The organism is Bifidobacterium italicum, assembly GCF_002286915.1.
GTDB lineage: Bacteria > Actinomycetota > Actinomycetes > Actinomycetales > Bifidobacteriaceae > Bifidobacterium > Bifidobacterium italicum.
The window spans coordinates 1-22,650 of record NZ_MVOG01000044.1 but is presented as its reverse complement, the minus strand read 5'-3'; the positions used below and the strand labels follow the sequence as shown (position 1 = coordinate 22,650).

Below are 22,650 nucleotides of genomic sequence, written 5' to 3'. Positions count from 1 at the left end.
CGCTCGCCGACGCTGCGGGCGCTGCGCGAGCGCATCGCCGGGCAGCTCACGGCCGCGCTGCCGGGGCACTACCGCGGCGACGACCTTGTGTTCGTCGCCGATACGCGCGGCGACGACCCCTTCGACGGGGTGCGCCTGCAGGTGCGCGGCCCCCACGGCCGGCGCGACCTCGGCGCGCAGTCGGGCGGCATGCGCGCCGTCTTCGTCGTCGCTCTCTTCGATCTGCTCGACCCGGGCGGCGGCATCATCGGACTCGACGAACCCGAGACGCATCTGCATCCGACGAGCCAGCGCAACGTCGCGCGGCTGCTCGCGCGCGGCCCGAGCCAGAAGATCGTCGCGACGCATGCGCCCGACGTCATCGGCGAGTTCGAACCCGACGAGATCGTCGTCGTGCGCGCCGACGACGTCGTACAGCCGCGGCGCGACTTCCTCGACGACGACGACAAGCTGCTGCTGCACATGTGGGTGCGCGACCGCCTCGAACCGCTCACGGCCGAACACGTCGTCGTCGTCGAGGGCATCACCGACCGCGTGCTGCTCGAGCATTGCGCCGACGTGACCGGACGCAATCTCGACACCTACGGCGTCGTCGTGCTCGAGGCCGGCGGCTGCCGCGAGATGCCGGCCTGGCGGCGCGTCTTCGGCGAGCACGGGTTCCAGGTGCCGCTCACGCAGCTCGTCGACGCCGACGCGGCCGCCGCGATCGCGCGTGAATACGGCGTGCGCGTCGCCGACCTGCCGGGGCGGCACGTCTGGGTGTCCCATCCCGACCTCGAAGGCGAATACGTGCGCGCGCTCGGCGCGGACGCCGTCTTCGATGCGCTTGCGAAGGGAGGCTTCAGCCGCGGCGAGCTTGAGTCGATGCGCCGCAAGCGCGTCGATGGCGAGCTCGACGAGGCCGAGGTGGCGCGGTTCTGCAGGATCAGAGCGAACAAGACGCGCGCCGTGCTCGCCGTCATGCCGGCGATCGATGCGGCCGCCGCGCGTCGCATCGCGAGCGTGCAGCGGCTGCTCGACGACGTCGTGCGCCGAGCGGGCGGACGCCCCGCGCGGGTAGGCTTGGACGATACGATGCGCCACGTCATGTGATCGTCATGCGACCATCATGACGGGCGCCGGCGCGCCGCCGACCATCACGAACGACACACCATCACGAACGGCACAGGCAGGGAGAGGCCATGACGATGAACGACGAACGGAAGCTGCGGCTGCTGCAGGGCGCCATCTACGGCGAGGCGATCGGCGACGCGCTCGGGACGCCCTACAAGGGCGCGCTGCGCGACACCTTCCGATGCCGCGGCTTCGCCGGCGTCCCCGATGCCGGCATGGCGTCCTGCGGCTTCGGCGACGACACGTCGATGACGCTCGCGGCGCTCGACTCTCTGCTGCACCGCGCCGGCCGCGTCGATCCGGACGACATGCGCATGCGGCTGCGCAGTTGGCTGTTCGACGGCAAATACACGCCGGATGGCCGCGCCGTCGGCGTCGACCCGACGACGTACCGCGCGCTGAGCGGCACGGCGGGCTCCGACGCCGTCCTCGACAACGGCAGCGGCTCGCTGCTACGTTGCGCGGCGCTCGCGTTCTTCGATGCGGACGACGATGAGGTCGCCGCGGCGAGCGCGATCACCCACTCCCATCCGACGGCCATCGGGGCATGTGTGCGCCTCGTGCGCGCACTGCGCGCGCTCGTCGACGGCCGCGCGGCGCGCGAGGCGGCCGTCGTCGCCGGGCTCTTGGACATCTGGGAGCGTCCGCGTGACGGGATCCATGCGGACGCATACGTGCTCGATACGCTGGTGGCGGCGTTCTGGTGTCTGACGACGACCGATTCCTACGGCGACTGCGTGCGCGCGGCCGTCGACCTCGGCGCCGACTGCGACACGACGGCCGCGCTCGCCGGCATGCTCGCCGGCGTCGTCTACGGCTTCGAGGACGAGCGCGACGGCGACGGGCGCGGCATCCCGGGTTCGTGGGACGACGCGCTGCACGGGTGGCACGTCATCGCCGAAGTGCTGTGCGGGGGACCGCTCGACCTGCCCGACCGGCGCCGGACGGATGAAGCGCCGGTCGTGGGACGCGTCGGCGTGCATGCGGCTGGACTGCCGGAGACGACGGAGGCGCTGGCCGACGCCGTGCGTGCGGCGCATCTGCGCGGCGACGAGTTCAGCCGGCGCGCGCTGCTCGCCGGCGACGCCGACGAACGCGAGCGTCTGTTCGCCGAGGCGGCGCGCTGGTTCGCGAGCGCCGCCCGCCTCGGCGACGCGCACAGCGCGACCGATCTGGGCACGTTGTACCTGTACCGGCATGTGCACGCGTCGGATGCGGACGGCGCGGCCTACGGCTGCTTCGCGCATGCGGCGTCGCTCGGCGATGCGGAGGGCGCCTGCTATCTGGGGGACCTGCACCGTGACGGGCGCGGCTGCACGCAGGACCTCGACGAGGCGTTCAGCTGCTACGAGCGGGCGTCGCAGCTGGCGGCCCGCACGCTCGACGCCGACGACCCGCACGAGGGCGCGACCGTCGGACTGATCGAGCTGCGGATGGCGAACGCCTACGAATGGCGCCTCGCCGACGGCGGTCCGCACACGCCCGACGTGCACGCGCGGATCGCCGCGCAGGCGCTTGCGCACTACCGGCGCGCGCATGCGGCGGCGATGACGGCCATCGACGGCGGCCTGCGCATGTACCTCAAGGAGGCGATGCTCGCGCAGGCCGGCATCGAACGGATGGAGGCGCAGCCCGTCGCGACACGGGCCGACGACGCCGAGGAGCTGCGTGAAACGGGAGGTGAAACACATGGGACGCATGTGTGAGCCGGTGCCGCGCGCCGTCGTCTACACCGACTTCGACGGCGTGCTCAACGCCTTCGCCGGCGCCGACGGCGTGCGCGCGAGCGGCGGCGACGCCACGTTCCGCCTCGACGGCGAGGCCGTCGTTCCGGCGGGACGGGCGGCCTACACGGTGCGCTGGTCGCATGAGCTCGCCGCGGACATGGCCGCGCTCGCGCACGACGGCCTCATCGAGCTCGTCTGGCTGTCCACATGGCAGCCGTACACGGCCGCGCTCAATGCGACGCTCGGATGGGACGGCCGCGACGTGCGCACCGCGCAGTGGTACGATCCGGTCACCTACACCGGTCTGCGCGGCGGCAAGCTGCGCACCGTCGTGCGCAGGATCGAGGCCGAGGGCGCGTCGGCGACGCCGTTGCCGATCGTATGGATCGACGACGAGGAGTGCACGGCGCGCGCCGGACGGGTCGTCGAATCGGCGGGGCCGGCATCGCCCGTGTGCCTCGTGCGCCCCGACTCGCGCATCGGCGTCTCGCGACGCCAATGGCGGCTCATCCGCGCGTTCGTCGACGATCCGGCGGCGTTCGCGCCGGTCACGCTCGACGTCGAACCCGGCGCTGCCGAGCGCGACGGGCATCTGGGCCTGTGAGCCGTCGGTGAACGTCGTTCGCACACCGGCGCGGCACGGTTGACCGCCTGCGTCGCGTTCCTATAATTGATGGCAACACACCGGCGTGCCATACCGGCTGCATGATGAAGGTGGTGATTGCCATGGCGCGACTGTACCGTTCCAGCTACAGCAGGCGATGCGGCAAACGGCGGTATCCCACCCGTGACGACGCGCTCCTCGCGCTCGCCTCCTGCAAAGGCTCCGCCAACGACAGGCGGGAGGAATGCCGCGCCTACCCGTGCCCACGATGCTCGGGCTGGCATCTGACGAGCATCGCGAACGCCGAGGGGCTCGCGCACCGGCACGCCGACCTGTGCCATATCGGGCATACGGCGCAGAAGGTGGGTCTGCGCGTCTGCGCGCCGATGCGGTGGGACGCCAAGGAGCGTTCGCTGTTCGTCTCGGCGACGCTGCACGCGCTCGACGGCAGCGGCCTGCCGGTAAGCGCATGGGAGGAGCCATGGCTGTGGCGGGCGCTGCGCAACCGCGTCGAGCAGATGGAACGCTTCGTCTACGATGGCGTCTTCAGGCATGTACGGCCGCTGGCGCAGACGATGGCGCGGGCGCGCCGGCTCAACGCCGACGATTGGGCGACGCCACGGCAGACGCTGCCGCTCGCGCGCGGCTTCGGCGAGGAATGCAACGCATGGGATTCGCCGGCGCGGCTGTGGATCGTCGCCGCCGCAAGCGTGTGAACGACGGAGGTCAGAGAGGGGAGGACGGGGCGTCATCGCGGATGCGGTGACGATACGACGAACGGAGGCGCACTTATGCGGTTTGGGCATCGGATGCATAGACGGCGCGCGCCGGCGCGGATCGGACGCGCGGCGCTCGCGGCGGCGTTCGCCGGCATGCTGACGCTCGCGGCGGCCGGCTGCGGCTCGTCGGACGATGCGTCGCGCAGTCCTTCCGCGGCGCCGTCGCCGACGACGTCCACATCGGCGCCGGCGACGGATTCCGGCGGCGCAGAAGCCGGACATGTCGGATCGGACATGCTGTTCAACGGCCCCGACCACTGGGACGGCGACGTGGAGGCCTCCTGTCCGGCAGGCAAGGACGTGCGGATCATCATCGTGCGCGGCACGCTCGAGCAGGCCGGGGACGGTTCGCTCAACGAGCTCGCGCGGATGATCGACGAAGGCGTCGGAGGCCGCGCGGCCGTCGACGACCTCGGCTATCCGGCGTCATGGAAGGCGGGCAGCGAGGCACGCGGCGTCAACATGCTCGTCAGGACGCTCAACGCGCAGGCGGACGCCTGCGCCGGCGTCAAGACGGTGCTGCTCGGCTACTCGCAGGGCGCGATGGTCGTCGGCGACGCGCTGAGCGCACCAGAGGAACGCTTCAACGAGGACGACGGGCAGCGGTTGAGCGAGCGCGCGCTCGCGGACATCGCCGCCGTCGAGCTGTTCGGCGACCCGCGCTTCGACGGTTCCGCGGACTACGGCGCCGGCGGCTACGACGCCGCGGTCGACGGCATCCTCGGCGCCCGCGGCGAGGACGATCTGCGCGCGCTGCAGGGAAGGCTCGTCAGCTACTGCAACGCCGACGACTTCGCCTGCCAGCTCGGCGGCCGCGGCGACGCGCACGGCCTGTACCGATCGAACGGCAGCTTCGACGAAGGCGCACAGTACGCGGTGACGAGAATCCGCGCGGCGCTCGGCGAATGACGCAGACCGGATACTACGATGGAACCAGTCATCCGGACTTCAGGGAACACGGGAGAGGGGAACACGATGCGATACTGCACCCGATGCGGCCAGCCGCTCAAGCCGGGGGCCATGTTCTGCGCGAACTGCGGTGCGCCGGCCACGGTCGGCGGAGCGCCGAACGATGCGACGAGGATAGCGGCGCCGCCGGCTCCGACGGTGCCGCCGGCTCCGGGCGTGCCCGGAGCCGCGGGGGCAGCAGCGCCGACGGACGGTGCGCGCCGCAGGCTCATCATCATGATCGCGGCCGCCGTCGCCGCCATCGCGCTGGTCGTCGCCGGCATCGCCACGAAGGGGTTCGGCGCATGGGGCGAGCGGCGGATCCCGCAGTTCGAGGCATCGGCGAAGGTCGAGGACGTCGCCGCCAAGCTCGAGGGCAGCGGCATCCATGTGAAGCGGACTAAGGCGTACGGCGCCGCCGGGAAAGGCGACTATCTGCGGCTCGACGGCCATACGCCGGGCGAACGCATCGGCCGCGACGAGACGGTGACGGTCGTCGAATCGCTCGGACCGGGCGTGCCGAAGGGCACCGTCGGACTGGACAAGGACAAGGCCATCGACCGGGTGCGCGACATGGGCGTCCGCGTCGTGACCGTCGAGGTGCCGTCCGGACAGGACGGTAAGGTCGTCGCTACGATGCCGGCGGACGGTCAGCCGGTCGTCGAGGAGAACGGCGTCCGGCGGATCGCGCTCGCCGTCGGCAGCGCCAAGCGCCCCGGCATCCCGATGGAGATCGCCGGCATGGACAAGGACAAGGCGAAGCAGCGGCTCGAATCGAAGGGTTACGACGTCACGTTGGCGCCGATGATGGCCGACAAGGCCATGACCGGCAAGATCGCCGACGCCGACCCGGGCATCGGCGAGGAGAGCGGGGAGACGGACGTGACGCTGTACTACGGCGCGACGCCGGACGAGGTCAAGCAGGCGATGCTCGTCGACCACGACGAATCCGAGGGCAACGAATTCCACGCCTACGACGATCTGCGCATCCTGCTCGGCGACTGGTGCACCGACGGCGGCGACTGCATCACGCTCGTCGAGAACCAGCAGAGCGGCCCCGACGTCGACTATGTGCGCAGCGTGCAGATCCAGGGAAGGACCGACGCGCAGTTCGGTCTGGGCGCCTGCCCGTTCTCGCAGGGCGTCGGCATGTGCGACCCGGTCAATACACGGTATTCGCAAAGCTTGATGCGTTCGCTCATCGGCGGCGACAGCGGCGCCTTTGAGATCTACGATTCCTTCGCCTACGCGCCGTGGTGCGGCACCAGGCAGATGGGCAGCGCAGGGCCGTGGTGCGACCACGGCGCGCCGGTATTCGAGTATCCGGGGGATGGCTTCCACAACAGCGGCCTCGAATACAGGATGGGCGACTTCCTCGTCGTCGTGCCCGCCGGCGCCGACGTCAAGCGGCTCGAGACCTCCGGATACTTCGCGCGGGTGAAGGACGGCGACACGCAGGCGCCGGATGCGACGCGGCCGTATCTGCTGATCCGCGACCCCTCGCTCTACGACGAGACGACGGCGAGCGCCGACGGCTCCCATCCGCGCAATCCGTTCGTCTACGACTCCGCCGTGGCGGACAAGCAGCTCGTGCCCTTCGCCCCGGCGCCGAGCGAGCGGACCGCCTATTACAAGGTGCAGCCGGACGCGTCGTGGACGGACGCCGGCGACGCCGAGGAGGTATGCCCGGACGGCGGCTGCACGACGCGATAGGACGCGCGCCGATCCGCGCCGGCGATGCGGCAACGAGACGGCGGGACACCGACGAACACATCCAGGGAGGGAACCTATGGACCATACGATCATCTGTCCGCACTGCCACACGCAGTTCGCGATCGACGAGGACGACTACGCCGACATCCTGCAGCAGGTGCGCGGCGCCGCGATCGACGAGGAGGTCGACAAGCGCAGCGCGCTCATCAAGCAGCAGGCCGACGCCGAACTCAGGCAGGCGCGCAGCGAGGCGCAGGCTGAACTCGATCAGACGCGCACGAGGCATCAGGCCGAGGTGGACGCGCTCAAGGCGCAGCTCGAGGCCCGTATCGAGCACACGGAACTCGAAAAGGACGGGCAGATCAAGGAACTCAAGGCGCAGCTCGAATCGGCGCAGCGCGAATCGGCGGCCGAACGCGACGCCGCGCTGCTCAAGGCGGCGTCGGACTACGAGAGGCGCATCGCCGAGCTCAACGCGAAGATCGAACAGGCCGACGTGCACAAGCAGCTCGAAGTGCGCGAAGCGGTTGCCGCGGCCGAGAAGGAACGCGACGAGCTCAGGCATTCGCTCGACAAAAGCGAATACGAGCGCGAACACGACAGGCAGTCGATCACCGACAACTACGAATCGCGACTGCGGATGAAGGACGAGCAGCACCGCAAGGAACTCGAGCTGCGCGACGAGGAGATCGAACGGCTCAAGGAGTTCAAGACGAGGCTGTCGACGAAGATGGTCGGCGAATCGCTCGAACAGCACTGCCTGAACGAATTCAACAAGGCGCGCATGGGCGCGTTCCCGACCGCGTACTTCGACAAAGACAACGACGCGCGGACCGGCAGCAAGGGCGACTTCATCTTCCGCGACTACGACGAGGACGGCGACGAATACATCTCGATCATGTTCGAGATGAAGAACGAGATGGAATCGACCGAGAAGAAGCACAGGAACGCCGACTTCCTCAAGGAGCTCGACAAGGACAGGAAGGAGAAGGGCTGCGAATACGCGGTGCTCGTCAGCATGCTCGAGGCGGACAGCGAGCTCTACAACGCCGGCATCGTCGACGTCTCCTACGAGTACGAGAAGATGTACGTCATCCGTCCGCAGTTCTTCATCCCGCTGATCACGCTGCTGCGCAACGCGGCGCGCAAATCGGTGGACCTGCGCCGCGAGGTCGAGCAGATGCGCCGGCAGAACGTCGACGTGACCGGCTTCGAGGACAAGCTCAACGACTTCCGCGAGCGCTTCGGCAGGAACTTCGATCTGGCGGCGAGGCACTACCATGAGGCGATCAAGCGCATCGACAACGCGATCAGGGAGCTGCAGAAGACGCGCGACGAACTTGCGGGCTCCGAACGCCAGCTCGAACTGGCCAACAACAAGGCGCAGGACCTGACGATCCGCAAGCTCACATGGGGCAACCCGACGATGCGCGAGAAGTTCGCCGAGGCGCGCGACGCGAAGGCGGCGGTCGAGGGACGGGGGCGGCATGCGCGCGGCGCGGACGCCGACGCGGTCGAGGCGCGCGTCGTCGCCGACGAGGATGCCGACGACGCCGCAGAGTGACGTCCGGCGGCGGCGCCGCCTCGCGCGCCGACAGCCCCGCTGGCGGGCGATGTAACCGAATCGTTACCGCGCGTGTCATCGTCCGCAGCCTTCCCGCGCGACAATCGGGGCATCGACGGTGCCGCGGCTCCAGCCCCGGGGCGGGCGGCCGCGCAGACAGGGAGGTAGGACGATGCCGACGCGTACACGGTTGCCCAGGGAGGAGGTCGTGCGCCGGCTCAGGCTGCTCATCGCGCGACGGCAGCTGCTGCCGGGGGAGAAGGTCGGCACCGAGCGTGCGCTCGCCGAGGCGTTCGGCATCTCCCGTTCCGATCTGCGGCTCGCGCTCGCGCAGCTCGAATCGACGAACGAGATCGCGCGCAAGATCGGGCGCAACGGGGGCGTCGTGGTCTCCGACGGCCGTCTCGAACGCGGCCTCAACACGTTGGAATCGATCGCGCATATGGCGCAGCGGCAGGGGTTCGCGCTCAGCTGCACATTGCTGCGCGCGGCGGTCACGTCGGCGAACGGGGCGGACATGCGCATCCTGCGGCTGCCGGCCGACCGTCCGACGGTCTATGCGGTGCGCCGGCTGCGCATGCTCGACGGCGCGCCGTTGTCGGTGGAGACGAGCCGGATTCCGGCGTACCGGTTCCCGGGATTCCTCGACTGCGATCTGGAGGCGCCGTTCTACGACCAGTTCGAGCGACGTTACTGCGTGCGGGCGAAGTCGGTCGAGGAGACGCTCGACTGCGCGGCGGCGCCGCCCGGGCTGTGCTCGACGCTCGGCATCGACGACGGCAGCCAGGTGCTGCGTGTGCGGCGCGTCACCTATGACGATGCCGGCGGTCCCTGCGAACGGTCGATGGATCTGTACGCGCCCGAGCGCGTCCGCTTCACGATGCACGGATCATCGGCGCGCGCGAAGGCATGACGCAAGGGGCCGGACGACGCATGGCGCCGCCATGCGTCGTCCGGCCCCTTGCGCCGGTGTCCGCCGCATTCAGCGGCGCAGCGCGTCGTGGGCGCGGTCGAACGCGTCCTGCGCGTCGTCGCGCATGTCGCGCATATGCGTCGAGATCGTCTTGACGGCCTTGCGCACGTCGTCGTTCTCGGAGACGAGTTCCGGCACGCGCTTCACATTGCGCTTGAGCGCCTCGAAATCGCGGCGAATCTCATGGTCCTCGCGATGCTCGCGGCTGCGGGCGACGAGCCAGCAGATCGCGCCGATGAGCAGCACGCCGCATACGACGCCGCAGATGACGGCGGCGATGTTCACGTTGTGCTCCGAGGCGTCGACGTCCGCCTCGTCGGGATTGTCATCGGGGTCGTGCAGCTCCTCGAGCTCGGCGGCGCTCAGCTCGTCCGGGTCATTCGTCGGGTCGATGGTCGTGGTCCTGTTCGCCATGATTGCCTCTTTCTGTTGTTCGACGGTACGTGTCATCATGTCCGCTTCTTCCACGGTACGGTGTCCGCGGCGCGCGCGGGGGCGAGTACTCTCACGGCTGCACCGAAAGACGGACGCGATGCCCATACGGTGAGGCGGGCGTCGCGTTCGGCGTTCGGGTCCGCTAGAGTGGGTCGCATGAACGAAGACTACGATCAGCACAACGACGCCCAACAGCCGATGAACTACGCGCAGGGCGGTTACGACAACGGTACGGAGCCGTACAACGGGGCCGGCGCCGGACAGCCGGCCTACGTCGAGCAGCCGCAGCCGGCCTATGGCGAGCAGCCGTACCAAGCGCCCCAGCCGTTGCCGCAGGGCGTCTACGGCGCTGGGACGGCCACGCCGTATCCGGGCGCGCCGCAGTACTACGGGGGAGTCGCCGATCCGGGGGCGCGCTGGAGTGCGCTGTGCATCATCGGATTCATCCTCTCGTTCCTGATCCCGATCGCGGGCCTCATCATCTCGATCATCGCGCTCATGCGTATCAGGCGCACCGGCGAGAAGAGCCGTGGCATGGCGATCGCCGGCACGATCATCGGCGCCATCCTCAGCGTGCTGACGATCGTGGGCATCGCCATGCTGGTGTGGCTCGTCAACTCGATGGACGTCAGGGTCATCGAGAACGGCGAGCATCTGCTGGTGTGCATCAACGACGAATGCACGACCACCGACGGCTACTACGACGACCACAACGACTTCTCGGACGGCGACGACATCGCGTTCCTCGACGACATGGCCTCGCATCTGCCGAATCCCACCGACTCGACGATCGTCTACGAGCTCGCGATGTGAGCGCCGCGAATCACGGCGTGAAGACCGGGACAGAAGGCGACACGCCGTGATTTGCGCTTTGGGATCATTTCGGTAATATATACATCTGTTGTCGCGATGAGCTTCTCACCGCGAGGAACACGGCCCCGTAGCTCAGTTGGTTAGAGCGCCGCCCTGTCACGGCGGAGGTCACCGGTTCAAGTCCGGCCGGGGTCGCTTGGTCAGGAAGAGGATTCCTCTTCCATGGTCCAAGGCCGCGTAGCTCAGTTGGTTAGAGCGCCGCCCTGTCACGGCGGAGGTCGCCGGTTCAAGTCCGGTCGTGGTCGCGAAAACCGCGGGATTTCGGTCCTGTGGGATTCATGGCTCTGTAGCTCAGTTGGTAGAGCGAACGACTGAAAATCGTTAGGTCAGCGGATCGACGCCGCTCGGAGCCACCATCGGAGAACCCCTTCGCATCATCGATGCGGAGGGGTTCTTGCGTTGTGTGCGGGCTTGACGGCACCGCACCCGCGGTCGCCGAAGCGATCGCATGGGGTGTGGTTTGGGTCGGGGGCGTTCGCGGAGGTGGTGTCTGGTGAACGGTGCGGATGTGGTTTGCGGCGGGGGCGTTCGCGGACCGGCGCCGGTTGTGTGCATATGGGGACGACCCGCAGCCTGGAGGGCAGGCGACGGGCCGTCCGCATATGGCGCGCGGGGGAGACGTCAGAGAGGCGTCAGATCGTCAGGGCGACGTGGACCTCCGTCGTGCCCTCGTCGGCGATCGGCACGACGTTGCCGTCGAGGGTGTTGCCGTCGACGGTGAGCGACTGCTCGCCGGTGCGCGTCACGTCGATGACGTAGCGGGTGCCGCGCCACGCACGCTCGATGTGCAGCTCGGTGAAGTCGGCCGGCATGTGCGGGTCGAGCAGCAGCCCGTCGAAGGTCGGTCGCACGCCGAGCAGGTATTGCGAGACGTCGACGAAGGTCCATGCGGCGGTGCCGGTCAGCCACGAGTTCTTCCCCTCGCCGGGGGCGTGCGACTCGGGGCCGGCGACCATCTGGCAGTAGACGTACGGTTCGGTGCGGTGGATCTGCGAATACTCCTCGGTGTAGGCCGGGCAGGTGCGCGTGTAGACGGCGAAGGCCTCGTCGTCGTCCCCGACGATCGCGTTCGCGATCGAGATCCACGGGTTGTTGTGGCAGAAGATGCCGCCGTTCTCCTTGTATCCGCGCGGATACGAGGAGATCTCGCCGAGTTCGATGCGGTAGGTCGAGTACGCGGGGGCGAGGATCGCCGTGCCCCAGCGGCAGGTGAGCAGCTCCTTCGTCGAGGCGAGCGCCTGCGCGGCGCGTCCGTCGTCGACGCCGATGCCGGCCATGACGCACATGCCCTGCGGCTCGATGTAGATGCGCCCCTCGCTGTCCTCGGCGGTGCCCACCGCATTGCCGTTCGCGTCGTAGGCGCGGCGGAACCATGCGCCGTCCCAGCCGGCGTCGAGCGTCGCGGCTCGCACCTGCGCGATCGCTTCGCGTACGTCGGCGACCTCGGCGCGCACGGCGTCGCCGTCCATGCCGCAGGCGGCGCCGAAGCGTTCGAGGATCTGCGCGTATTGCTCCCCGTAGAGGACGAACATGCCGGCGATGAACACCGACTCGGCGATGCCTGTGTCGTTGTTCTCGACGGTCTGGAAGCTCTCGCCCGGCGTCGACGAGAAGCAGTTGAGGTTGAGGCAGTCGTTCCAGTCGGCGCGGCCGATGAGCGGCAGCCCGTGCGGACCGCGGTGCGTCATCGTGAAGCGCACGGAGCGGCGCAGGTGCTCGAGCAGCGGCTGCTCGGATCCCTCCTTGTTGTCGAACTGCGTCGGCGTGCGCAGGATCGCGTCGTCGCCGGTCTCGTTGAGGTAGGCGAAGACGGAGGCGATGAGCCACAGCGGGTCGTCGTTGAAGCCGCCGCCGATGTCGGCGTTGCCTTGCTTGGTCAGCGGCTGGTACTGGTGCCATGCGGAGCCGTCCGGCAGCTGCGTCGAGGCGATGTCGATGATGCGGTCGCGTGCGCGTTCGGGGATCATGTGCACGAAGCCGAGCAGGTCCTGGTTCGAGTCGCGGAAGCCCATGCCGCGTCCCATGCCGGACTCGTAGTACGAGGCGGAGCGCGACAGGTTGAAGGTGACCATGCACTGGTACTGGTTCCAGATGTTGACCATCCGGTCGAGCTTCTCGTCGCCGGTCCTCACTTGGAAGCCGTCGAGCAGCGACGTCCAGTAGCGTTTGAGCTCGTCGAAGGCGGCGTCCACCTTGTCGATGGTGTCGAAGCGCGCGAAGAGCTCGTGCGCCGGGCGCTTGTTGATGACGCCGACCTTCGCCGGGTCGTCCGGATCCTCCCATTTCGCGTCGTCGGCGACCTCGACGTAGCCGAGCATGAACACGAGCGACGCGCTTTGGCCGGGCATGAGCCGTACGCGCACGCGGGGCGCCGCGATCGGCGACCATCCGTAGGCGATCGAGTCGTGGGCGCGGCCCTCGGTGATGACCTGCGGCGAGTCCCATCCGTTGAACTTGCCGAGGAACTCGTCGCGCACCGTGTCGTAGCCGACCGTCGGCTCGTTCACCGAGTAGAACGCGTAGTGGTTGCGGCGTTCCTTGAACTCGGTCTTGTGGTAGATCAGCGTGGCCTCGTCGCCCTGTTCGACCTCGACCTCGCCGGTCGACAGGTTGCGCTGGAAGTTGCTCGCGTCGTCGACGGCGTTCCACAGGCACCATTCGACGCATGCGGTCGCGTCGACGATCCGTTCGGCGCCGGTCGTGTTCGTCAGCGTGAGCTTGTTGATCTCGGCTGGGGTGTGCAGCGGGACGAAGGCGGTCAGTTCGGAGTCGATGCCGGCGTAGGAGGCGCGGAAGATGCTGTAGCCCATGCCATGGCGGCATTCATAGGAGTCGAGCGGGGTCTTGAGCGGCAGGAAGGTCGGCGACCAGCTGGCGACCGGCCTGAGTGCGGCGCCGTCCGTCGGGTCGGCGCCGTCGGCCGGCTCCATCAGCGTCAGATAGAAGCTGCGGGCGCCTTCGTCGGCGGGGACGCCGTTGTAGCGATAGCGCGTGATGCGACGCAGTTTCGCGTCCTTGTAGAACGAGTAGCCGCCCGCCGTGTTCGAGATGAGCGAGAAGAAGTCCTCGTTGCCGAGGTAGTTGATCCATGGGAGCGGCGTCGCCGGGGTCTCGATCACATATTCCCTGCGTGCGTCGTCGAAGTGGCCGTATTGCACCATGCCCGGTCCTTTCTGGCATGCGCGCGTCATCGTGGCGACGGCGACGCTGCCGGCTTTGTCAACTCGGTCATCGAGTTAGTTTATTGATAAAACTATATATAGTACGACGGTGGAACAAAATCGGCGGCATGCGGATCCGGTGTGTCGTGCGGCGCCGAACGCGAGCAGCCCCCGCCGGCGGATGCGGCGGGGGCTGCGTGAACGGGAGTGGAAGGGGTGTAGTGCCTATTCCTTCGCGGCGGATGCGGATGCGGCGGAGGCGTCGGTGCCGCGGTCGCTCGTCGCCGGAGGGATCGCCGGGCCGTTGGAGGCCACGGCCTCCTCGGCCGCGGCGATCGCGTCGTGTTCGGCCTCGGCGGCGCCGTCGCGCGCGTCCTCGGCGGCCGCGGCCGGCGTCTCCGCCGTCAGCCCGTCGGCCACATGCGCGTCGTCGTCATCGAACATGCCGCTGCTGGTGATCTCGTCGATGCCGTCGACGTCGGTCGGCGTCTCCGTGACGAGCACGTCGATGCCGGGGAGGTCGTCGAGCGGGTCGCCCTGCGCGCGCGCGAGCTTGGCCTGTTCGCGGAACCAGATGCGCAGCGCCGGGTTGATCTCCCTCGATTCGAGGTACTGCTGGTAGACCGGGAACAACGCGTGCAGCCACGGATACATCAGATACAGCGTGCGTTCGGACTTGCGCTTGCGCCAATGCTGCGGATGCGCTTCGAACGTGTTCTTGAAGCGCTTCATGTAGTTGCGGAACGATTTGAACGACGTGTCCATGCGCCGCGCCGAGATGCCGCAGATCATGCGCTCCGAATAGACGGTCTTGAAGCCGCGCCCGAGCAGATGCAGCGAGACGTCGATGTCCTCGTGCATGACGTCCTCGCGGTCCCGGCACACCTCGTCGGCGATCGCGTGCCACGCGCTCGCGCGCAGCGCCATGTTCGAGCCGAACAGCAGCACCTTGCCGCCGTCGGCGCGGAAGGTGTGCCGCCGCACGCTGTCGTCGCCGCGCAGCGCGATCCTGCGCGCCGGCATGTCGTAGTAGGTGACCGGTCCGGTCGCGCCCATCGCGTCCCTGTCCTCGGTGAAGATGCCGGCGACGACCTCGACCCAGTCCGGCTTGAGCATGCAGTCGGCGTCGACGCGGCCGAGCACGTCGCCGGTCGCCGCGTTGAGCCCGAAGTTGCGCGTCGGGATGAGCCCCTGCTCCTCGTCCTGATGCAGCAGCTTGACCGGCGCCTGGGGATGCTCGCGCATGTAGCGCTCGACGACGGCCACCGTGTCGTCGGTGGATCGGTTGTCGACGACGATGACCTCGTGCGGCGCCACCGTCTGGCGCAGCGCGTTGTCCAGGCAGTCGGTGATGCGGTCCTGCTCGTTCCACGCCGGGATGATGATCGATACTTTCAGCATGGTCTCAAGAATATGTGCGCGCCCGTACAGTGCGTACGCGCATGGAAGAGCGCGCTGCCCGCGCCGCGCGCATGCGCCCCGATTGTGCTTTAATGAGGGTCATGAGCGAGCCACAGACCGAAGAGAAGGCCGGCGAGGCCGGCGTGAAGCGCATGAACGGGGTCGAGGGGCCCGAAGGGGCCGAAGGCAAGAGGAAGCTCGACGTCGCCTCGCTGTTCCCCGCCAAGGGCGACCCGCGCCGTCCCCCCGAATGGTACGGGCGCGCGCTGCTGTACACGGCGATCGCCGTCTTCCTCGCCTGGTTCGCGTATTCGTCGTGGTTCAAGATCACCTACATCGTCTTCGACGTCGTCATCGCGCTGTTCCTCGCGCTCGCCGTCGAGCCGCTCATCGTCCGGCTCATCAAGCACGGCTGGAAGCGCGGCGTGGCCGCCGTCACATGCCTCGTCGGTCTCATCGTCATCGTCATCACGCTGCTCGCGTTGTTCGGCAACATGTTCGTCCAGCAGATGATCTCGATGGTCAAGGGCTTCCCGGACCTGTACAACCAGCTCGCCTCGTTCGTCAGTGAGAAGACCGACTTCAAGATCCCCGAGATGAACGACCTCGGCGGCGAGATCATCAAGAACATTCACGGCAACTGGGTGACCGACTTCGCCGGGCAGGCCTTCAGCACGACGCTCGGCGTCTTCTCGAGCCTGCTCAACTTCATCACGGCGCTCATGGTCGCCTTCTACATCGCGATCGCCGGGCCCCGTCTGCGCCGCAGCCTGTGCAAATGGATCGCGCCGAGTTCGCAGCGCCGTTTCCTGATGACGTGGACCGTCGTGCAGGAGCAGATCTCCGGCTTCCTGTTCTCCCGCTCGATCCTCGCCGCGATCAACGCCGCCTGCATGTCGGTGTTCCTGATGGTCATCAAGGTGCCGTACTGGCTGCCGCTTGCGTTGTTCTGCGGCATCGTCTCCCAGTTCATCCCGACGATCGGCACCTATCTGGGCGGCGCGCTGCCGGTCATGTTCGCCTGGGGCGAGCGCAGCATCGGCTATGCGATCGGCGTCGTCGTGTTCATCACGATCTACCAGCAGATCGAGAACCTGCTGCTGTCGCCGAAGATCTCGGAGCGCACGATGGACCTCAACCCCTGCATCGCGTTCCTGTCGGTGCTGTTCTTCGGCTCGATCTTCGGCGCACTCGGCGCGTTCCTCGCGCTGCCGATCACGGCGAGCATCCAGGTGCTGCTCAAGGTCTCGATGAAGCAGTACCCGCTCGTCGACGTGCCGCTGATGAACGATCCGACGACGAAGAAGAAGTCGAAGATGGTCGAGGCGGCCGACGTGATCAACGAGCATGTGCTCAAGCCGGTTGGCGAGCATATCCCCGGCGTGCGCCAGGCGAAGGGGTCGTCGGCGCACATATCCTTCGACGACGCCGCGATCGCGCAGCTGCGCGAGGCCGCCTACGGCGACGCCGGCGCCCCCGTCACCTCCGACTCGCCGACCGTCGCGATCCCCAAGCGCGTCCTCGACTCCGACCACCGCCGCGGGCTCAACGAGGGCGGTGACGGTGACGGACGCGCCGGATCCGCCGCCGCCGGCGCTTCGCCGGCGGCCGACGCCCCCGCGCCGCGGCAGGTAGAATCGGAATGCGGCAAGCAAGACAAGAAATGTTCCGCGTCCAAGGGACCGGACAACCCAAGGAGTCATTGGCGCTGATGGTGCTGCTCAACGTTCTGGACATCCTGCTCGTCGTCGTCGGCGGCGTCGGCATGGTCTATCAGGGTGTGTGCATCCTGATCTCGCTGTTCGCCAAGCCGATCACCTTCCCGGACGCGCCGATGGACAGGCGTTACGCCGTCCTCGTCTCCGCGCGCAACGAGCGCGCCGTCATCGGCAACCTCATCCGGGACATCCAGACGCAGACGTACCCGTCCGCGCTCATCGACATCTGGCTCGTCGCCGACAACTGCACCGACGACACGGCGAAGATCGCACGCGACCTCGGCTGCAACGTCGTCGAACGCTTCGACCAGTCGAAGATCGGCAAGGGCTATGCGCTGACCTACCTGCTCGACACGATGATCGGCGACGGCACCGCCGACCGCTACGACGCGTTCTTCGTCTTCGACGCCGACAACCGTCTCGACGAGCATTACTTCGAGGAGATGAACAAGGGGTTCCAGTCGGGCTTCCGCATCCTGACGAGCTACCGCAACTCGGTCAACCTCTCCGACAACTGGGTCTCGTCGGGCTCGGCGCTGTGGTTCATCCGCGAATCCAGGTTCGTCAGCGCCTCGCGCATGTGGCTCGGCAACAGCTGCCACGTCGGCGGCACCGGCTTCATGTTCTCGCAGGGCGTCATGCGCCGCAACAAGGGTTGGAAGTTCCATCTGCTCACCGAGGACCTCGAGTTCACGATGGACTCGGTGCTGCACGGCGACCGCATCGGCTATGTGGGATCGGCGATCCTCTACGACGAGCAGCCGGTCACCTTCGCGCAGAGCTGGCGGCAGCGCCTGCGCTGGAGCAAGGGCTTCCTGCAGGTCTTCCGCTACTACGGTCCCGCGCTCATGCGCCGCGCCGTGCGTGAGCGCGACTTCTCGTGCATCGACTTCACGCTGCTGCTGTGCCCGTTCATGTTGCTCGCGATGATCCGCATCGCGCTCGGCGCGATCTACGCGGCCTTCGGCTTCGTATCGTGGCCGAGCCAGCTCGGCGCGCTGTTCAACTGGATGAACGGCATCGTCTGGTCGGTGCTGTTCATGATGGCGCTCGCCGCACTGACGATCGTCGTCGAGCGCCGCCGGATCGGCGCGACGAACAAGGAGCTGTTCGCCTATGTGCTCAGCTTCCCGATCTACATGCTCAGCTATGTGCCGATCTCGTTCCAGGCCGTCTTCTCGAAGGCGCAGTGGAAGCCGATCGAGCACAAGGGCGGCACGCCGGACAACGCGGAGCCCGAGGAGGAACGCACCGGACCGGACGGGGCGTCCATCGTCGGACAGGCGTCGTGACGGACCGGTTATGCGGCGCGGTCCACGAGCTGAGACGGGTTTTCCGTCCGTCCCGGCGCGTGCAATAGCATGGCAGGCATGAGTACAGTTTCCCCGATGGCGGCGCCGGTCGCGTCCGATCCGCTCCTGTTCGCCCCCGATCCGCATATGGCCGTCTCGATGCGCGGCCTGTTCAAACGCTTCGACGACAAGGTGGCCGTGGACGGCCTGTCGCTCGACATCCCGGTCGGCTCGTTCTACGGACTCGTCGGTCCCAACGGCGCCGGCAAGACGACGACGATCAACATGTTCACCGGCATGCTCGTGCCCGACGCCGGCACGGCGACGATCCTCGGCCATGACGTGTGGACCGACACGGCGCGGGCCAAGCACCTCATCGGCCTGATGCCGCAGTCCGACCAGATCTTCACGACGCTCACCGGCATGCAGCTGCTCGTCTACGCCGGCATGCTGCGCGGCATGGGGCGCGCCGAGGCGTCGCGCCGCGGCGCCGACCTGCTCGCCGCCTTCGACCTGACCGAGTCGGCGAACGTCATGGTGCGCGACTACTCGGCCGGCATGACGAAGAAGATCTGCCTGGCGACGGCGATGATCCACAGCCCGCGCATCCTCGTGCTCGACGAGCCCTTCGAGGCCGTCGACCCGATCTCGAGCGCGAACATCAAGGACATCCTCGTCGAATACGTCGCGACCGGCGGGACCGTCGTCATCTCGTCGCACGTCATGGCGCTCGTCGAACGCATGTGCACGCACGTCGCCGTCATCAACCGCGGCCGCGTCGTCGCAGCCGGCACCGTCGACGCGGTCGCGGGCGGCGAGGACCTCGAGGAGCGCTTCCTGCAGCTCGTCGGCGGCCGCCACGGAGCAGCGCGCATCGCATGGCTCGACGGCGGGGAGAACGGCGCAGAGAACGGCGACGCCCGGACGGCGCCGTCCGAAGGCGGCGCGCGATGAGCGGGGCGACGACCATGGCGGGCGACGCCCCCGCGACGACGACCGGCGCCGCGCCGCGGACCGTCCCGCTGGCGCAGCCGTCGGTCGGCACCTTCGTACGGCTGCGTTGGGCGATCACGATGGCGACGCTCAGGCGCTCCGTCTGGCAGCTCGTCGGCTTCATCGTCACGGTGATCGTCGCCGTCGGCTGCGTCGTCGGCGCGCTGGCCGGCGGCATCGCGCTCGGCGTGCAGTCCGATCCGCTCGTCGGCGTCGTGCTGCGCATCGCGGTGCCGCTCGCCGGCGCCTTCGCTATCCTGCTCGCCGTTCTCATCCAGTTGATGATCGTCGGCGAGAACTCGACGATGACTCCCGACAACTTCGCGATCTATGGCATCGGGGACCGCAGGCTGACGACGGGTCTCGTCGCCGCCGGTCTCGCCGGTCCGGCCGGCGTGGCCTTCCTGCTGTGCCTGCTCGCATTCACGCCCGCGTACGCCCACTTCGGCGCGGCGGCCGTCGTCGCCGCCGTGGCCGGCGCCTTCGCCGTCATCGTCACGGCGATGTTGTGCTCGAAGGCGATGCTGTCGCTCTTCGGCGTCCTCGTGCGCTCGCAGGCCGGCAAGAACCTGTTCTACATCGCGATGATGATCCTCATCATCCTGCTCGCCGAGGCGCCGAGCATGATGATGGCGTCCCTCGACACGGCCGGCACGGCGATCGACGTGCGCCACATGGTGCGCGCCGCGGACGTCGTCGGCTGGACGCCGCTCGGCGCGCCGTTCATGCTGCCCTTCGACGCCGCCGACGGCGCATGGGGCGTCTTCGCGGCCCGTCTGCTCATCGTCGCCGCCACCTGCGCCGTGTGCTGGTGGCTGACGATGTGGAGCCTGCGTTATGCGCGCACCCACAACGCCGCAATCTCCGGCGGCAAGGCGGAGAAGGGCCTCGGCATGTTCGGGCGCACGTCCGACTCGCCGTCCGGCGCCGTGACCGCCCGCCTGCTGTGCATGCTGCGCCGCGACCCGCGCCAGTCGGTCATGTTCGTCATGCCGCCGCTCATCGTCCTCATCTTCGCGCTCATGGGACGTCAGATCGGCGATTGGTACGTCTGGGCCGGCATGATCGTCAGCTGCATGATGTTCGCGCTCGCCGAGGCGAACGGTCTGGGCTACGACGGCCGCGGCTTCGCGATGGAGGTCATCTGCGGCGCGCCGGCGATCGATGACCGCCGCGGCCGTGCACGCGCCTACGTGCTCGTCGCGACGGTGAGCATCGTCGTGCTGTTCGCGATCTCGATGGCCTGCTCGGGTTTCTGGCGCACGCCATCCGGATGGCTGCTCGGCCTGACGCTCGGGGTATGCGGATGGTCGTGGACGCTCGCGACGATCGGAGTGGCCGAGGCGATGAACCCGGTCTTCATGTATCCGACGCCGTCGCTCGAGAAACCGTTCAGCACGCCGCAGGGACGCGGCGCGGCGCAGATGTTCATCCCGTTGCTGCAGATGCTGCTGTTCGCGGCCGTCATGATCCCGACGATCGCCGTCGCCGTCGGCCTCGGCTTCGGCGGCGCGCTCGACCGGTGGTATCCGGTCCTCATCCCGGTCGCGATCGCCAACGGCGCCGGAGCCCTGTGGCTTGGTACATGGCTGGGGGCTAAGCTGTTGGAACGCCGCAAGCTCAAGGTCCTCGCTACGTTGGACGGTTTCGCGGCGCTGCAGCAGTAAGTTCCGCGGCCCGTTGCCGGCCGCGGCCGGCAACGGGGAGGAACGCGCGTGCAGGACGGGACGACGAATCCGCAGACCGACGGGACCGGGATGCAGGGCGAACGGGACGGTGCGCTGACGGCGGAGCAGCTGCGCCGTTGGCGCCGGCTCCGCGCGCGCCGCGTCGTCCTCGTCGTCGTCTCCGCGTTCGCATCGCTCGCGCTCGCCGTCGGCTATGTGTTCGCCGACGGCCTCGGCCTCGTCGACGGCGCACTCACGTTCTCCTCGGTCGTCGACTGCCCGCCGACGACCGCGGCCACGCCCCGCACCGGCGCGCCGCTCGTCGCCGATGCCGACCTCGCGCGCGTGATCGATGCCGGTAAGGCCTCCGCGACGGTCGACGCGCTCGTGCGCGCGAAAGGCGTCGGCGACGAGGTCTCGGTCCTCGTGCTGCAGCCGGACGGCACGGCGGCCGCCGCGCGCGGGCAGGACACGGCGCGCGAGCCGGCGTCGACGATGAAGACGCTGACGGCGCTCGCGGCGGCGTCGACGCTCGACATGGGCTCGACGTTCACGACGTCCACCCACCTCGTGCACGAACAGGACGGCGCGGACACGCTGATCCTCCAGGGCGACGGCGACATGCTGCTCGGCGCCGGGAAGAGCGACCCCCATCACGTCAACGGCCGCGCCGGCCTCGGCACGCTCGCCGAACGCACGGCGGCCGCGTTGGCCGAGCGCGGCGTCACGAAGGTGCGCCTCGCCTACGACGACACGATGTTTGGCGACGACCGCTATCCGGAGCGCATCGGGGAGAACAACGGCGACCATCTGTACTACACGCCAGTCTCGTCGATGGCCGTCGACGGCGGTCGCCAACGCGGCGGCGCGACGGTCGACCCGGACCGCTTTTCCGACTATCCGCCGCTGTCGCAGACGACGGCGGTCGATGCGGCTGGCGTCTTCGCGTCGCGGCTGGCCGAGGCCGGCGTCGAGGTCACGAACGCGGACCGGCCGCTGCAGCTGCGCACGCCCGAAGGCCGCACACCGATCGCCTCGGTCGAATCGGCGACGCTGAGCGCCGTCATGCGCTTCATGCTCCAGCATTCCGACAACACGCTCGCCGAGCAGTTCGGACGGCTGCTCGCGCTGCACATGAAGACCGGCAATTCGCCCGAGGCGGCCGTCGAGGCCGTGCGCACGCGGCTCGAGGCGCTCGGCGTGCCGCTCGACGGCCTCGTCATGGCCGACTGTTCGGGGCTGTCGCCCGGATCGCGCGCGACGGTGACGACGCTCGCCGACGTGCAGCTGCGCAACACTGAGGTCGGCGTCGCGCCGGCCGCCGCCGAGGGGCTTTCGGTGCCCGGCCTCGTCGGCACCGCCGCGACGCGGCTCGCCGACGACGGCGCGGCCGGCCTGATGCGCGTCAAGACCGGCAGCCTCGGCGCCGTCACGTCGATGGCCGGCAACGTCTCGCGCAAGGCCGGCGGCGTCGCAGTGTTCGCGGTCATCGTCAACGATCCGGCCGATATGGCCGCGGCGCGCGCGGCGATCGACGACTTCGTCGCCGCGCTCACGGAGCTGTGACATGGCGTATTCGGCCGCGATGAAGCAGGCGATCGGCGCCGTGCGCGCCGCGCTCGCCGCCCAGGGGATCACGATCCAGGACACGCGCTTCAGCCGGCATGGCGAGCACGCGCCGGACGCCGA

General features: G+C 68.6%; 16 protein-coding genes, 3 tRNA genes and 1 pseudogene. 17 read left to right on the top strand and 3 right to left on the bottom strand.

Annotated elements, in window-relative coordinates; all coding sequences use genetic code 11:
- The 8 genes from B1400_RS08665 to B1400_RS08630 all read left to right on the top strand — a co-directional run.
- Window positions 1-1,092 (top strand): ATP-dependent nuclease (locus B1400_RS08665; RefSeq protein ID WP_157909664.1); only part of this gene is annotated, 1,092 nt, incomplete at its 5' end.
- Window positions 1,093-1,181: 89 nt separating this feature from the next.
- A complete protein-coding gene (locus tag B1400_RS08660) occupies window positions 1,182-2,819 on the top strand; it encodes an ADP-ribosylglycohydrolase family protein (protein WP_095613996.1) in 1,638 nt (545 codons plus the stop codon).
- The gene (locus B1400_RS08655; RefSeq protein ID WP_235607407.1) at window positions 2,803-3,444 is read left to right on the top strand and encodes a hypothetical protein; all 642 of its coding nucleotides are present in this window, start codon (window positions 2,803-2,805) and stop codon (window positions 3,442-3,444) included. The genes B1400_RS08660 and B1400_RS08655 overlap by 17 nt, the downstream gene beginning before the upstream one ends.
- Before the next feature lie 122 nt (window positions 3,445-3,566).
- On the top strand, window positions 3,567-4,160 hold the full coding sequence (locus B1400_RS08650) for a hypothetical protein (RefSeq protein WP_095613995.1): 594 nt from the start codon (window positions 3,567-3,569) through the stop codon (window positions 4,158-4,160).
- A 93-nt stretch (window positions 4,161-4,253) separates the two neighbouring features.
- A complete protein-coding gene (locus B1400_RS08645; protein ID WP_157909663.1) occupies window positions 4,254-5,132 on the top strand; it encodes a cutinase family protein in 879 nt (292 codons plus the stop codon).
- Window positions 5,133-5,198: 66 nt separating this feature from the next.
- Window positions 5,199-6,884, top strand: coding sequence for a zinc-ribbon domain-containing protein (locus B1400_RS08640; RefSeq protein WP_162288209.1), 1,686 nt, complete (start codon window positions 5,199-5,201; stop codon window positions 6,882-6,884).
- A 76-nt stretch (window positions 6,885-6,960) separates the two neighbouring features.
- Window positions 6,961-8,448: a DUF2130 domain-containing protein gene (locus tag B1400_RS08635; RefSeq protein ID WP_095613992.1), complete on the top strand. Its 1,488-nt coding sequence runs from the start codon at window positions 6,961-6,963 to the stop codon at window positions 8,446-8,448.
- A gap of 172 nt (window positions 8,449-8,620) precedes the next feature.
- Window positions 8,621-9,361 carry a GntR family transcriptional regulator gene (locus B1400_RS08630; protein ID WP_095613991.1) on the top strand — a complete coding sequence of 247 codons (741 nt, stop codon included), beginning with the start codon at window positions 8,621-8,623 and terminating at the stop codon, window positions 9,359-9,361.
- A 69-nt stretch (window positions 9,362-9,430) separates the two neighbouring features.
- On the opposite strand, the gene B1400_RS09730 is transcribed toward B1400_RS08630, so the two are convergent.
- On the bottom strand, window positions 9,431-9,835 hold the full coding sequence (locus tag B1400_RS09730; protein ID WP_157909662.1) for a hypothetical protein: 405 nt from the start codon (window positions 9,833-9,835) through the stop codon (window positions 9,431-9,433).
- Window positions 9,836-10,012: 177 nt separating this feature from the next.
- Between B1400_RS09730 and B1400_RS09725 the strand changes: the two genes are divergently transcribed.
- The 4 genes from B1400_RS09725 to B1400_RS08610 all read left to right on the top strand — a co-directional run bounded on the left by B1400_RS09725 (window position 10,013) and on the right by B1400_RS08610 (window position 11,085).
- On the top strand, window positions 10,013-10,669 hold the full coding sequence (locus tag B1400_RS09725; RefSeq protein ID WP_157909661.1) for a DUF4190 domain-containing protein: 657 nt from the start codon (window positions 10,013-10,015) through the stop codon (window positions 10,667-10,669).
- 121 nt (window positions 10,670-10,790) lie between these two features.
- Window positions 10,791-10,864, top strand: a tRNA-Asp gene (locus B1400_RS08620).
- A 36-nt stretch (window positions 10,865-10,900) separates the two neighbouring features.
- Window positions 10,901-10,974 (top strand) — tRNA-Asp (locus tag B1400_RS08615).
- A 35-nt stretch (window positions 10,975-11,009) separates the two neighbouring features.
- Window positions 11,010-11,085: transfer RNA gene (locus B1400_RS08610), tRNA-Phe, on the top strand.
- A 276-nt stretch (window positions 11,086-11,361) separates the two neighbouring features.
- Here the strand turns inward: B1400_RS08610 and B1400_RS08605 are convergent.
- Both B1400_RS08605 and B1400_RS08600 read right to left on the bottom strand, forming a co-directional pair.
- Window positions 11,362-13,890 carry a GH36-type glycosyl hydrolase domain-containing protein gene (locus tag B1400_RS08605; RefSeq protein ID WP_235607406.1) on the bottom strand — a complete coding sequence of 843 codons (2,529 nt, stop codon included), beginning with the start codon at window positions 13,888-13,890 and terminating at the stop codon, window positions 11,362-11,364.
- 477 nt (window positions 13,891-14,367) lie between these two features.
- Window positions 14,368-15,291, bottom strand: a pseudogene (locus B1400_RS08600) (glycosyltransferase); the annotation flags it as partial.
- Window positions 15,292-15,443: 152 nt separating this feature from the next.
- Here B1400_RS08600 and B1400_RS08595 point away from each other — a divergent pair.
- From B1400_RS08595 to B1400_RS08575, 5 genes are all read left to right on the top strand, one after another.
- Window positions 15,444-17,003 carry an AI-2E family transporter gene (locus tag B1400_RS08595; protein WP_235607408.1) on the top strand — a complete coding sequence of 520 codons (1,560 nt, stop codon included), beginning with the start codon at window positions 15,444-15,446 and terminating at the stop codon, window positions 17,001-17,003.
- Window positions 17,003-18,301 (top strand): glycosyltransferase family 2 protein, encoded by a 1,299-nt coding sequence (locus B1400_RS08590; RefSeq protein ID WP_095613989.1) that lies wholly within the window; start codon window positions 17,003-17,005, stop codon window positions 18,299-18,301. Before B1400_RS08595 ends, B1400_RS08590 begins: the two co-directional genes overlap by 1 nt.
- Window positions 18,302-18,397: 96 nt before the next feature.
- Window positions 18,398-19,255 (top strand): ABC transporter ATP-binding protein, encoded by an 858-nt coding sequence (locus B1400_RS08585; protein WP_095613988.1) that lies wholly within the window; start codon window positions 18,398-18,400, stop codon window positions 19,253-19,255.
- Window positions 19,252-20,961, top strand: coding sequence for an ABC transporter permease (locus tag B1400_RS08580; protein ID WP_095613987.1), 1,710 nt, complete (start codon window positions 19,252-19,254; stop codon window positions 20,959-20,961). The genes B1400_RS08585 and B1400_RS08580 overlap by 4 nt, the downstream gene beginning before the upstream one ends.
- Window positions 20,962-21,051: 90 nt before the next feature.
- Window positions 21,052-22,527, top strand: a complete 1,476-nt coding sequence (locus B1400_RS08575) for a D-alanyl-D-alanine carboxypeptidase/D-alanyl-D-alanine-endopeptidase (protein WP_095613997.1) — start codon at window positions 21,052-21,054, stop codon at window positions 22,525-22,527.
- Window positions 22,528-22,650 lie beyond the last annotated feature (123 nt).

Bases quoted from the DNA above. Each gene is read 5' to 3' on its own strand.
- B1400_RS09730 (WP_157909662.1), bottom strand. From the start codon at position 9,835: ATGGCGAACAGGACCACGACCATCGACCCGACGAATGACCCGGACGAG.
- B1400_RS08645 (WP_157909663.1), top strand. From the start codon at position 4,254: ATGCATAGACGGCGCGCGCCGGCGCGGATCGGACGCGCGGCGCTCGCG.
- B1400_RS08580 (WP_095613987.1), top strand. From the start codon at position 19,252: ATGAGCGGGGCGACGACCATGGCGGGCGACGCCCCCGCGACGACGACC.
- B1400_RS08595 (WP_235607408.1), top strand. From the start codon at position 15,444: ATGAACGGGGTCGAGGGGCCCGAAGGGGCCGAAGGCAAGAGGAAGCTC.
- B1400_RS08635 (WP_095613992.1), top strand. From the start codon at position 6,961: ATGGACCATACGATCATCTGTCCGCACTGCCACACGCAGTTCGCGATC.
- B1400_RS08575 (WP_095613997.1), top strand. From the start codon at position 21,052: ATGCAGGGCGAACGGGACGGTGCGCTGACGGCGGAGCAGCTGCGCCGT.
- B1400_RS09725 (WP_157909661.1), top strand. From the start codon at position 10,013: ATGAACGAAGACTACGATCAGCACAACGACGCCCAACAGCCGATGAAC.
- B1400_RS08660 (WP_095613996.1), top strand. From the start codon at position 1,182: ATGACGATGAACGACGAACGGAAGCTGCGGCTGCTGCAGGGCGCCATC.
- B1400_RS08585 (WP_095613988.1), top strand. From the start codon at position 18,398: ATGGCGGCGCCGGTCGCGTCCGATCCGCTCCTGTTCGCCCCCGATCCG.
- B1400_RS08630 (WP_095613991.1), top strand. From the start codon at position 8,621: ATGCCGACGCGTACACGGTTGCCCAGGGAGGAGGTCGTGCGCCGGCTC.
- B1400_RS08655 (WP_235607407.1), top strand. From the start codon at position 2,803: ATGGGACGCATGTGTGAGCCGGTGCCGCGCGCCGTCGTCTACACCGAC.
- B1400_RS08590 (WP_095613989.1), top strand. From the start codon at position 17,003: ATGGTGCTGCTCAACGTTCTGGACATCCTGCTCGTCGTCGTCGGCGGC.
- B1400_RS08605 (WP_235607406.1), bottom strand. From the start codon at position 13,890: ATGGTGCAATACGGCCACTTCGACGACGCACGCAGGGAATATGTGATC.
- B1400_RS08650 (WP_095613995.1), top strand. From the start codon at position 3,567: ATGGCGCGACTGTACCGTTCCAGCTACAGCAGGCGATGCGGCAAACGG.
- B1400_RS08640 (WP_162288209.1), top strand. From the start codon at position 5,199: ATGCGATACTGCACCCGATGCGGCCAGCCGCTCAAGCCGGGGGCCATG.